The organism is Clostridium saccharobutylicum DSM 13864, assembly GCF_000473995.1.
Taxonomy (GTDB): domain Bacteria; phylum Bacillota; class Clostridia; order Clostridiales; family Clostridiaceae; genus Clostridium; species Clostridium saccharobutylicum.
Genome location: NC_022571.1, coordinates 4,575,871 through 4,588,433, shown reverse-complemented (window position 1 = coordinate 4,588,433; position 12,563 = coordinate 4,575,871). Strand labels below are relative to the sequence as shown.

Here is a 12,563-nt window from a genome sequence, read left to right as displayed (position 1 = left end):
TTTATGAAGAGGTGAGATAATGAAGTTTTGTACTAAGTGTGGAGCCCCTATGGATAAGGATACAAAGTTTTGTAAGAAATGTGGTAATTTAGTTAATAATAATATTGATAAAAAAGAAAAACAATTTACAGAGGCTTTAGATAAAATTGATATAAATGATAGCGTAGAAAAAAATAATCATTCTACTATTGATTTACAAAACGGAGAACATAGTAAGAAATCGAAGTTGATTGAAAAAGAAGAACCTAATGCACAAGATTTAAGTAAAACACAAGAAATTCCTGTTCAAAGGCTAGATGAGTACTCTGATTATAATCAACCTAGTTATAATAATGTAGCACATCCTAAGAAACCTAGAAATAAATTTTTATCAGGAATTGTTCCAAAGGTTATAGCAGGGGTACTTGTGATTGTAGTTATATTAATTGGAGTATTTTTCAATAGAATTGAAGCAGCATATTATATTTCAAAATGCAATAACTCAATTGATGAAACAGAAAAAATCCAATATGCAACCAAGGCTGTTAAAGCTTTAGATTCAAGTAATACTAAAGATGTACTTAAAAATACTCTTGTTGAAATAGCAAAAGATGATGTGGATTTAGCTGAGAAAGATCTTGAGAAAGTATCAAGCATGATATCTCAAGGGGATTATCAAAATATCGCGAGTGGAATAAAAGAGAAAAAAGTAGATAAACTTTGTAGTCAAGGAAAATATCAAGAAGCATTTAATGAATTAAATGAAATAAATAAATTAGGGGGAGACTTCAAGTCAAATAAAAATTATGAAGATATAATGTTAAATGTTGTTGCAAAATTAACAAATACTCCTGTCCAAAATACTAAAAATTTATTAATGGACAATAGTAGTATATGTTTTGATAGTTTTGATAGTGATCCTTTTGATGAAATAATAGAGTTGAAAAAGAATGGTAGTTATTCTTATAATTCAGATATCAAAATAAACCTTTATAAATGTAAAAATGGACAATATAAATTGGTTGATACTAAGGTAATAAATAGTGCTTGGAATGGAAAAATGCAAGGTGTTTATAATTATGATACTGACAAAAAAGGTGTATATGTAAGTTATTCAACTAATGCAAATAGTGGAAATAGTGTAGGGACAAGTGTTTATGGCGTTAGTGATGATAAATTACAACTTAAAGGAACTATCGGTGCAAATAATTACACAAAACCAGAGGATGTAAACAATGATGGAATATATGAAATTTTATCAAATAGTTCAAGCTTAGTAAGTCAATCTGGTGTTTCTAAGTGGTACAGGGTTTATGATGATGGAAAAGCTCCAACAGAAGTAAATGGAAGTGGAAAACAAACTAGCAAAACTGGTACAAGTTCAAATGATTATATATTTAAAGATAGTGATAAAACATATCTTATGGAAGATGATTTACGTGGAAAAACTAAAGATGAATTAGCACTTGCTAGAAATGAGATTTTTGCTCGTCATGGATATGTGTTTACTGATGAAACATATAAAAAATATTTTAGTTCAAAGAGCTGGTATACTCCTAATTCAAGTTATGATGGTAGCGATTCAGCATTGAACCAATATGAAATAGCAAATTATAAAGTTATACAAAACTGGGAGAACAAGTAGATGAAAAAATTTATATCATGGTCGTTATTATTAGTTATGCTATTATCTTTAAGCGGATGTGGAACTGTAATTAAAAACGAACCTGAGCAAAATGAATCTAAAAGCTCGCAAGACATAGATGAAAATCAATCAAATGAAAATGATCAAACTGCGAAAGAAGATACGAGCAAACAAGAAGCTCCGATTGAAGAAAAACAAGCACCAGAACCAGTTGTTAATAAAAAGGTAGTTGTTATAGATCCAGGCCATTCATCTCATGGAAATAAGGGAATGGAGAAATTATCTCCAGATTCAGATGTAATGAAAATAAAGGATCCAGGTGGAGCGCAGGGTGATTTTACTGGAACTCCTGAATATGTTGTAGCTATGAGTGTAGCTTTAAAATTAAAAAGTTTATTGGAACAAAATAAAGTGACAGTTATTATGACTAAAACTCAAGATAGTGATAGTCCGGGAAATATAGAAAGAGCAGAAGTAGGAAATTCAAATAATGCTAATTTAGAAATAAGAATACATTGTGACTCGGCAGATAGCAGTAGTGCGAGTGGTGCATCAATGTTAGTTCCACAACCTATTGGATATGCTAAGGATATCAGTGGAATAAGTGAAAAATACGGACAAACTATATTAGATAAGTTGATAGCAGATGTTGGGATGAAAAATAGAGGTGTTGTAAAAAGAGACGATTTGACAGGTTTCAATTGGTCAAAGGTTCCAGTTGTACTAGTAGAAATGGGATTTATGTCTAACCCTCAGGAAGACAAACTTTTAAATGATGATAGTTATCAAAATAAATTAGCACAAGGATTATGCGATGGAATATTAGAATCATTAAAATAAAATGAGACTTAAAATTGATTATGCAATGATTAACTGAAATTAGATACACGTTTATTACATCGGACTGTTGAAAATGTTGCTAGAAAATACTAGGATGCAATCAAATTCTTAATGCACCTAAATGGGAGGTTAACACGCTTCTGGACGGTCCAATTTTCAATTGGACAAGTAGAAGCGGAATAGCCTCCCATTTAGTGCTTTAAACAGCTTGTTTTCAAATGATTCCTTCATAAACGTGTATTTAATTTTTTTGGCGTGAGGTAGTTTTTTTGTGGTATAATAAGACAGGAATTTTAGACACAATCAAAACCGAAAGAGAGGAACAGAATATGGATTATAAGGTTAGTGTTATAGTACCTGTGTATAAGGTTAGAGATAGAATTTTAAATACATTAGAATCTTTGAAAGCACAGACCTTTAAGGAATTTGAAGTTTTATTTATTGATGATGGTTCACCAGATGATAGCAGTGAATTTGCACATAATTATTTAAAGAATACACATGTAATTTACAGAATAATAAAGAAGGAAAATGGTGGAGTTAGTTCAGCAAGAAATTTAGGAATTGAGGAAGCAAGAGGCGAATATATTCAATTTTTAGATTCGGATGATTATATAGATAAAAATATGCTTAAGGATCTATATGAAAAAGCTATTAAAACTAAAAGTGAAATTGTATATTCAGCATATGTTTTTGAAGAGAGTAATGGTAAGAGGATTACAGATAATTCAAAGGATTTATTTGAAGGAGAAAGCTCCGGAAAAGAAGCAGCACTTGGATTAATTTATGGAGTATCATATACTCACATTATGGCAAATTTATTTAAACGTTCACTATTGATGAATAATAATATTAGATTTGATGAAAAAAGAAAATTTGCAGAAGACATTTCGTTTGCAATTAAAGCTTATGTTCATGCAGAAAAGATTTATTCAACAAATAAAATTTATGCTCATTACGTAAAATGGGGAGAATCTGTAATGAACAATGTATCTTTAAATTTTTTAGACATTTATTATTCAAATGTTGAAACTTTAGACTATTTAAAGATGAAAGTTAGAGATAATGATTTAGAAAAAGCAATGATTCATAGCAGAATTCCAGCTGGAATAGTTAATATTATAATTGCCTTTGCAACAAAAAAAGAACTAAGAGATGAAATGTATAAGTTCATTAATAATCCATATGTAAGAAGTCATTTGAGTAAATATAGAATGTATAGATTAGAAAAGGATAGATTGAAATATCTTATTTTAAGTAAAATGATTTTATATAAGCCAAGCATGGTAGAAAAGTATTATTCGAAAAGAGAGAAATAATATAATTAATTTATTCATGATTGAAAATGAATGCTCCAACAACTGAATTTAGAGTGGAAATATACATTAAATATAGAATATTTGTCTAGGAAGGAATATTAGCAATGAATAATGAGGAGTTTACATATAATAGAGAGAACTATGAGGATTTAGGATTAAGAGATGCACAAATGCTTATGGTTGATATTTTAAGAGAAGTTCATAAATTATGTGAAAAACATGGACTTAAGTATTTTTTGGATGCGGGAACACTACTTGGTGCTGTTAGACATAAGGGATTTATTCCTTGGGATGATGATGTTGATATTGGAATGCTTAGAGAGGACTATAATAGATTTTTAGAAATAGCTAAGAAAGAACTTCCAAATCACTTATTTTTACAAACTTTTGAGACAGATAAATATTATGATGTTTATCCTGTTCCATGTAAAATAAGATACAATGATACAATATTTTTGGAAGGCGATAGAAAAGAAGATAATTATAAAATGAATAATGGAGTTTATATAGATGTGTTTCCTTATGATAGTCTGCCAAAACATAGGATTACATATAAAATACAACGTACATTAAGTTATAATATTTTAAAAAGCTTTAAAAGAATTAGAGATATTCCAGAAAAATTAAGCCTAAAAAATAGAGTGACATATTCATTTTATAGATTAATGGTAAAAATGTTTCCAAATAAGAGAAGATTAAAGTTCTTTGAGTTTTTAATTAAATGGAATGATATAAATTCAGAATATATGGCATATGGTCTTGATACTTATTGGAGTGAATATGTTTATAAAAAATCCGATTATTTTGACTTAGTTAAATTAGAATTTGAAGGAATAGATCTCTATGCTCCAAAGAATTATGATACAATTTTAACTCAATTATATGGTGACTATATGACTTTACCTAAAAAGGAACATAGAGTTTGGCATGCTAAAGAAATGAAGAAATTAAAGAGTAAGAGTTAATGATGAATGATTAAGAAACAACCTCATTTATGGAATTTGAAAAATGTATGTTTTAAAAATCTTGAAAGAATTTTATTATCAATAATTATTCTTTATTTTCACGTGCCAAAATGTGAAATTTTGCTTAAGAAACATGGTTAAATATTGCATATATTTATTAATATTAGTATAATGCAGATAGTATTTAAATCAAATAATGTGATGGAAGGAGTCAATAATTTGATAAATATATCTATAATTACTCCGGTTTATAATGTAGAAGCTTGTATTGAAAAGAATATACAATCAATTATAAGTCAAAGTAGTAAGGATTTTGAACTTATACTTATAGATGATGGTTCAAAAGATAGAAGTATAGAGATAGCAAAAGAATTGTTAGAGGATTCAGATGTTAATTATAGAATTATAACACAAAAAAATTCTGGTGTGAGTATTGCTAGAAATAAAGGAATAGATGAAGCAGTTGGTGAATATATAACATTTTTAGATTCAGATGATTACATTGACTGTAGATTTGTTGAGCTTATGTATGAAAAAGCAAAACAAACACAAAGTGATGTTGTATTTTGTGATTATAGTGAAGTTGATACTAAAGGAAATGTTTTGGTTAAAAGTAGAGCTAAGTGTTTAAATGATTTCATAACTGGAAAAGAAGCAGCTCTAAGACAATTGAATGATGAGATTAACATAGGTATGAGAAGCGCAATATATAGAACTTCAATTATTAAAGAAAACAATTTATCATTTGATAGCAATAGAAAATATGGAGAAGATATGGTTTTTATAGTCAAATCATTATTATGTTCAAATAAAATAATAAGTGTAAATAAAATTTTGGGATTTTATGTTATATGGGAATCATCAGTAACTAATTCAGTATCTTTAAAGCATCTTGATTGTTATTATTCGTATGCAGATTTATTAGAGTACATAAAGGATAATACTAATTTAAAAGAAATAAAAAGCTTTTTAACAGAATATAAAATCCCATATGCAATAGCTCATATTTTTTCTGTTTTATCAAGAAGCGAGAAGTTTCATAAAGATCTTTTTGAGTTCTTAGACAAAGAAGATATAAAAAAATATTTAAAATCTTATAAAATACAAAAATTGAATAAAAAGTATATTAGATATTTTATTCAGTGCAAAGGAATATTATATTTTCCAAATGTACTAGTAAAAGTTTTTAATAAGAAAAGTTATTAAGGCACAATCAAAAAATAAAATTAAATTTAAGATTTGACTTGCTTGTATTTAGGCATCCTTGATCGTTTTTTCTTAGGGATGCCTTAGGCACAATTAAGTAAATAACAAGTCCATTTGCCAGCCTATTTTCAATCATACTTCTTCGGCAAATTGACCTAATAGACCTTTATGATGGCAATTTGCCTCATTGTTTTGATGAAAAATATTCATGGCAACTTTGGACTTGTTATTTATTTTCATGTGTCTTAGCAAAAATCTTTCCAGAATGGAGGAAAGTTATAGTGAAAAATTGGAAGACATTAATAATTATGATAATTGATATTTTCATGGTTAACATGGCATACTTATTTGCTATAAACATTACACAAAGTGAGAGGTTTACAGAAATATCTAAAATATATACTCATGATGTTATAGCTTTAAGTTTAATTTATATAGTATGCTTTACTTTATTTAAAATGTATGAAAGTTTATGGCATTTAACAGGAACAGATGAATTTTTGTTAGGTGTTGGAGGAACTGTTTTAGCAGGTATATTATCTATTGGATATACTAGAAGTTTTTTAGGAAATACAATTCCTTTAAATGTTTGTGTTGTAGGAACACTTTTAAGCATTTTCTTTGTATTAGGTTACAGAATTCTTTATAGAGTTTATAGAAGAACACTTTTGTACATACCATTTAAGTATTCTGCAGACCAAAGAAGGGTAATGATTGTTGGTGCAGGTTCAGCGGGAACTATGCTTATAAATGAGATGATGGCAAGAAGAGAATTGAAGTATAATCCTATAGTGCTAATTGATGATGATCCTAATAAGCGTGGCAAAAGAATATCAGGTGTAAAAATAGAAGGAAATAGACATGATATTCCATATATTGTTGGAGAGCAGGAAATTGATTTGATTTTAATTGCAATTCCATCACTTGATCCGAAGAATAAAGCAGAAATAATTGATATTTGTAAGAATACAAATTGTAAGCTTCAAATAATTCCAGGAATGTATGAAATATTAAGCGGAGATGCTACTGTTAGTAGACTTAAAGATGTTGATTTAGAAGATTTACTTGGAAGAGATCCAATTCAATTAGACAATAAAGGAATTGCAGATTATATTCAAGGTAAAACTATATTAGTCACAGGTGGCGGAGGATCAATAGGATCAGAGCTTTGCAGACAAATATCTATATATAATCCAAAGAGACTTATAATTTTTGATATTTATGAGAACAATGTATATGATATTCAAAATGAACTTAAAGAAGATTTCCCAGATATGGACCTTAGTGTTTTAATAGGTTCTGTTAGAGATAGAAAGAGATTGCATGAAATTTTTATTAGATATAAAGTAGATGTTGTATTCCATGCAGCTGCTCATAAGCACGTACCTTTGATGGAAGACAGTCCTAAAGAAGCTGTTAAAAATAATGTGTTTGGAACATTAAATTTAGCGTTAGAAGCTAGTGAAGCGAAAGTGTCAAGATTTGTAATGATTTCTACTGATAAGGCTGTTAATCCAACTAATATTATGGGGGCAACAAAGAGATTATGTGAAATGATTATTCAAGCAATGGATAAGCAATCCAAAACTGAGTTCGTTGCAGTTAGATTTGGAAATGTTTTAGGTAGTAATGGATCTGTTATTCCACTATTTAAGAGACAAATTGCTCATGGAGGACCTGTTACAGTTACTCATAAGAAGATAATTAGATACTTTATGTTAATTCCAGAAGCAGCTCAATTAGTTCTTCAAGCAGGTGCATTTGCTAAAGGTGGAGAAGTATTTGTTTTAGATATGGGAAAACCAGTTAAAATTTATGATTTAGCTTGTGATTTAATTAGACTTTCAGGTCTTGAACCTAATAGAGATATTAAAATTGTATTTACAGGTCTTAGACCAGGAGAAAAATTATATGAAGAACTTTTAATGAGTGAAGAAGGATTAGAAGATACTGTTCATAAGAAGATATATGTAGGTAAGCCAACTTTTGAAGACATGGATACTTTAAAAGAAAAACTTGAACAACTTCAAAACTTGTTAGATTTAAATGATATAAGAGAAATAAAACATCAAATGCAAAAAATAGTACCGACATATCATTATAAGAATGAAGACGAGATAGCTGCGGAAAATGCAGATAAGGAGTAATTATGGAAAGAAGAGATAAATTTGGATATATTGTTTTAGCAATCATAATTGCTATTGCAGCATTTTTAGGAGTAACTACTGGTAATTATTTAGTAACAGGAATGTATATTTTGACCTTGTTAGCTGTAGTATCAATTAGTAAAACTGAGGATGTGTACAATTTACTTTATGCTGTGTTACTAGTATCAGCAGTTTATGACTATACATTGTATGTACCAGGAATTGATAAAATATATATGTTTCATATAGTTTTAGCAATATTTACAGTATTATCTTTATATAGAGCATTTAAAGATAGGGATGTTTTATTAAATATAGATAAAAAAATTATAGTTATTTATGCAATTTGGTTTGTTTATATGTGTGCAAGTGTTGTATGGGCTTTAAGCAGAGGTTTAGCAATAAAGTATATAGCTATTTATTTAATTATGTTTGCATTTATAATTGATATGATGATTTATAACATAAATAAAAAAAGACTTAAGAATACAATGAATATATTATTGTTTTTAATATCGTTAATTGTAGTCATTGGTTTTGTAGAAGTTCTTCTAGGTCAACAATTGCCAGTAAAACACTATATTGATGGTTTTAAAGATACTTTACCAGAATGGCAAATTAATACTATACAAGCGAGACCAATAGTATTTTCATATAATACAAACAACTTAACAGCAACTCTTGCAATGATGATACCAATTTGTTTATTTGCTATTTATAAATTTGAAAATATATTAGCAAAAATATGGTTCACAATAATTTCTTGTGCAGCTTTTTCGTTGGTAGTAATAACAACTTCGAGAACTGGTTATACAGCATTTTTAGTTGGAGTTGCAGCATTTGCAATATATTCAATAGTTAACATCAGAAAATTAGGATTAAAGCAGATGATTTTTCCAGTAGTAATAATAGCAGGATTTACTTTAGCATATTTTTATAGCCCTATGCTTATGCATATAAAGCCAGTAGGAGATGTTAAGATACAAAATTCAACTTCTCTTTCAGGAAAATTGCATGCATTAGAAGATATTACAGAGGGAGAAATTACCCAAGAAGGATCAGCTTTACATAGAATGGAAATTATAAAAGATGTATATTATGGTGTTATAGGTAATAAGCATTTCCAAGGTTATGGTGTAGGAAATGTTGAGCAATTCTTAAAGGATCAAGGAAATACAGGAGCAATATATAGTCCTCACTGTTATGTTATAGAAATCCTTGGTGATTTCGGATTACCTGGAATAGTATTATACGGTATATATTACTTATATTTATTAATTGGAAATCTTGTAATTGCAATAAAGAAAAAGAGTTTGATGTGCCTTATGGCAGCATCGGGTTTAATAGCATTTGCACCAGCAAGCTTTGGTCCAAGTTCTATAACTTATGTATTCTCTTACTGGATACTTATTGGATTTGCAGTATCATGTATGCAAGTCAACAAAAGATCAGATGATGGATACAGACCTACAGCATCAATAAAAGAATTTAGAATGAACTAATCTTAAGGTATTGCGAAATACTTAAAGTTTTGCAATGCCAACCGAAATATGACACATATATGTTTCTCAGGACTAGGAAAATTTCACTGAGTATATCTAAATTAAAAGTTGTATCCATTTCAGATTGTTCCAAAGACAAGCTTTGGACAATCTAAAATGGAACAACTTCCAATTAAGATATACTAGCAGCTTATTTTCCAATGCCTGCTGCACATATATGTGTCATATTTCTTTGTTTTATTATAACATTAACCTAAGTATTTTGTGATTATGTCTGTAATTATTGAAGATGTATCTCCATTTCCAAAAGCAGAAGCTGGAGTACCAGTTGGATGGAAGTTTTCTAAGGCATCTAAAATCTTATTTGAATCACTTCCAACAATTACATTCCAACCATTTTGAACAGTTTCAACCCATTCAGTTTCATCTCTCATAGTAATACATGGTTTCTTTAAGAAATATGCTTCTTTTTGAACTCCACCACTATCAGTAACTATTTTTTGTGCATTTTCTTGAAGAGAAATCATTTCTAAATATCCTACTGGATCTATAATTTTAATATTTTCTCCTACATGTAGGTTATATTCTTCAATGAATTTCTTTGTTCTTGGATGAAGAGGAAGTATTATCTTTTTACCAGAATCACTTAATGCTCCTATTATTGAAGTTAATCTTTCAATGCTATTTGTGTTTTCTGCACGATGTATTGTTGAAAGTATGTAACTATCTTTAGATAAGTTAAGTTTTTCAACTATTGTTGATACTCCTTTAGCTTTTTCTTTGAAAAGATTTATAGCATCATACATTACATCGCCAACATTATGAACACCTTTTATAATGTTTTCATTTTTTAAATTATTTAAGGCTGTTAAAGTAGGTGTGAAAAGTAAGTCTGAAATATGGTCTGTAAGTATTCTGTTTTGTTCTTCAGGCATAGCTTTATTAAAACTTCTAAGACCAGCTTCAACATGAGCTACAGGAATTAATAATTTACTGGCACAAAGGCTTCCAGCAAGTGTTGAATTTGTATCTCCATAAACTAAAACCATATCTGGTTTTTCTTTTAAATATATTTCTTCAAGAGCTATTAACATACTACCAGTTTGATGTCCATGGTTTGAAGAACCTATGCTTAAATTATAATCTGGTTTTGGGATTCCAAGTTCTTCAAAGAATATATCTGACATATTATTATCATAATGTTGTCCAGTATGGACTAATATTTCACTATTACCATTGCTTCTTATTTTATTAGAAACTGTTGCAGCTTTTATAAACTGTGGTCTAGCCCCTATGACAGTTAGTACTTTCATGTAGTACTCCTCCTTATATTGTATGAAATTGATTTAAGGCACATGAAAATATTCATGGCAAATGGACTTATTATTTTTTTGAATGTGCCTAATTTAAATACAGTATTATTTTAGCATATTATATGAATGAAAGGAACTTAAGCATAGAAAAATCATAGATTTTAATTGCTATCACTTTGAAGGCGTATAGTAGTATGTAATAAAGTTTGTTTTATACAATAAATTGTGAAAAACTGATTATTTAATAGATTGATTTATAACGATTTGCTAGCTGTAAAATTTAGTTTGATAATATATTGCCATATTTATTAGCGGAGGAAGTTCGAATGGCAAAATCATAGATTTTGATTCTCACTTATGTTATAATTTATAAAGTTAATTAGCATTATAATGTAAAAAGGAGCAAATAAGATGAACATCTTACTAATAAATCACTACGCAGGGTCTGATTATCATGGAATGGAATTTAGACCATACTACATGGCCAGGGAATGGGTGAATATGGGACACAATGTAACCATACTTGCAGCGGACTATTCTCATCTAAGAAAAAAGAATCCAAAGGTAGATAAAGATTTTCAAGAAGAAGTGATTGATGGAATAACATATGTATGGGTTAAAACACCGGAATATCATGGAAATGGTGTGGGAAGAATTAAAAATATATCTACATTTATGTGGAAATTAAGAATGAACTATAAGAAGGTTGCAGATAAATATAAGCCAAATGCAGTTATAGCATCTTCAACTTATCCATTAGATATATATCCAGCTCATAGAATTGCAAAGAGATGTAATAGTAAGCTTTTCTTTGAAATACATGATTTATGGCCATTAAGTCCTATGGAAATAGGAGGATATTCTGAAAAAAATCCTGCCATAGTTATACTTCAAAGGGCAGAAGATTTTGCATATAGAAATTCAGATAAAATTATATCAATATTGCCAAATGCAGATAAACACATAAGAGAAAGAGGATTTTCAACTGATAATTTTGTATATGTTCCAAATGGAATAATTATTGGTGAAAAGAAAGTACCTCCAATGGAAAAAAGCATTGAAAGATTAAAAGAGTTGAAAGAACAAGGATATTTCTTGGTTGGATATACAGGTAATCATTCACCTGCTAACGTATTAGATACAATGATTGATTCGGCTAAGAAAACAAAAGATGAAAAAGTAAAATACATATTAGTTGGAAATGGTAATGTAAAAAATGAATTAATGCAATATGCAAAATCTAATAATGTAACTAATATAGAGTTTTTAGATCCAGTATTAAAAGATAATATGGATAATGTATTACAATTACTAGATATTTGTTATATAAGTTTAAAGAAGCAAAACTTATTTAATTATGGGGTTAGTCCAAATAAATTATTTGACTATATGATGGCGGCAAGACCAATAATATATGCAGTAGAAGCTTCAAATGATCCAGTTAAGGATTGTGGTTGTGGAATCAGTGTACCAGCAGAAAATCCAGATGCAGTAGTTGAAGCAGTTATGAAAATAAAAAGCTTAAGTGATGAGGAAAAGAAGGAAATGGGTCAAAGAGGAAACGACTATGTTCTTGCAAATCATACTTATCATGGATTAGCTGAAAAGTTTTTAAATGCATTAAAATAAGTTAGCGGGAGTAAATAT

9 protein-coding genes are annotated in these 12,563 nt (G+C 28.9%); 8 read left to right on the top strand and 1 reads right to left on the bottom strand.

The genetic code is table 11. The features are described 5' to 3' along the window. The first annotated feature begins 19 nt into the window (after positions 1 to 19). The 7 genes from CLSA_RS19895 (at position 20) to CLSA_RS19865 (ending at position 9,603) form a co-directional block, all read left to right on the top strand. Positions 20 to 1,624 (top strand): YARHG domain-containing protein, encoded by a 1,605-nt coding sequence (locus tag CLSA_RS19895; protein ID WP_022749896.1) that lies wholly within the window; start codon positions 20 to 22, stop codon positions 1,622 to 1,624. Further along, positions 1,625 to 2,464, top strand: coding sequence for an N-acetylmuramoyl-L-alanine amidase (locus tag CLSA_RS19890; RefSeq protein ID WP_022749891.1), 840 nt, complete (start codon positions 1,625 to 1,627; stop codon positions 2,462 to 2,464). It begins immediately after the preceding gene. A gap of 269 nt (positions 2,465 to 2,733) precedes the next feature. Then, the gene (locus tag CLSA_RS19885; RefSeq protein WP_022749889.1) at positions 2,734 to 3,783 is read left to right on the top strand and encodes a glycosyltransferase family 2 protein; all 1,050 of its coding nucleotides are present in this window, start codon (positions 2,734 to 2,736) and stop codon (positions 3,781 to 3,783) included. A 104-nt stretch (positions 3,784 to 3,887) separates the two neighbouring features. Beyond that, positions 3,888 to 4,748 (top strand): LicD family protein, encoded by an 861-nt coding sequence (locus CLSA_RS19880; RefSeq protein ID WP_022749884.1) that lies wholly within the window; start codon positions 3,888 to 3,890, stop codon positions 4,746 to 4,748. Positions 4,749 to 4,967: 219 nt separating this feature from the next. After that, on the top strand, positions 4,968 to 5,954 hold the full coding sequence (locus CLSA_RS19875) for a glycosyltransferase family 2 protein (protein ID WP_144079382.1): 987 nt from the start codon (positions 4,968 to 4,970) through the stop codon (positions 5,952 to 5,954). A 281-nt stretch (positions 5,955 to 6,235) separates the two neighbouring features. Then, on the top strand, positions 6,236 to 8,101 hold the full coding sequence (locus tag CLSA_RS19870; protein ID WP_022749875.1) for a polysaccharide biosynthesis protein: 1,866 nt from the start codon (positions 6,236 to 6,238) through the stop codon (positions 8,099 to 8,101). Positions 8,102 to 8,103: 2 nt separating this feature from the next. Next, entirely contained in the window at positions 8,104 to 9,603 is a 1,500-nt protein-coding gene (locus tag CLSA_RS19865) for an O-antigen ligase family protein (protein ID WP_022749871.1), read from the top strand. Positions 9,604 to 9,851: 248 nt separating this feature from the next. Here CLSA_RS19865 and wecB read toward each other — a convergent pair whose 3' ends face one another. Further along, positions 9,852 to 10,916 (bottom strand): non-hydrolyzing UDP-N-acetylglucosamine 2-epimerase, encoded by a 1,065-nt coding sequence (wecB, locus tag CLSA_RS19860; protein ID WP_022749866.1) that lies wholly within the window; start codon positions 10,914 to 10,916, stop codon positions 9,852 to 9,854. A 411-nt stretch (positions 10,917 to 11,327) separates the two neighbouring features. Here wecB and CLSA_RS19855 point away from each other — a divergent pair, with 411 nt between their 5' ends. After that, entirely contained in the window at positions 11,328 to 12,545 is a 1,218-nt protein-coding gene (locus tag CLSA_RS19855) for a glycosyltransferase family 4 protein (RefSeq protein ID WP_022749864.1), read from the top strand. Positions 12,546 to 12,563: the final 18 nt, after the last annotated feature.

Bases quoted from the DNA above. Each gene is read 5' to 3' on its own strand.
- CLSA_RS19895 (WP_022749896.1), top strand. From the start codon at position 20: ATGAAGTTTTGTACTAAGTGTGGAGCCCCTATGGATAAGGATACAAAG.
- CLSA_RS19890 (WP_022749891.1), top strand. From the start codon at position 1,625: ATGAAAAAATTTATATCATGGTCGTTATTATTAGTTATGCTATTATCT.
- wecB (WP_022749866.1), bottom strand. From the start codon at position 10,916: ATGAAAGTACTAACTGTCATAGGGGCTAGACCACAGTTTATAAAAGCT.
- CLSA_RS19865 (WP_022749871.1), top strand. From the start codon at position 8,104: ATGGAAAGAAGAGATAAATTTGGATATATTGTTTTAGCAATCATAATT.
- CLSA_RS19880 (WP_022749884.1), top strand. From the start codon at position 3,888: ATGAATAATGAGGAGTTTACATATAATAGAGAGAACTATGAGGATTTA.
- CLSA_RS19855 (WP_022749864.1), top strand. From the start codon at position 11,328: ATGAACATCTTACTAATAAATCACTACGCAGGGTCTGATTATCATGGA.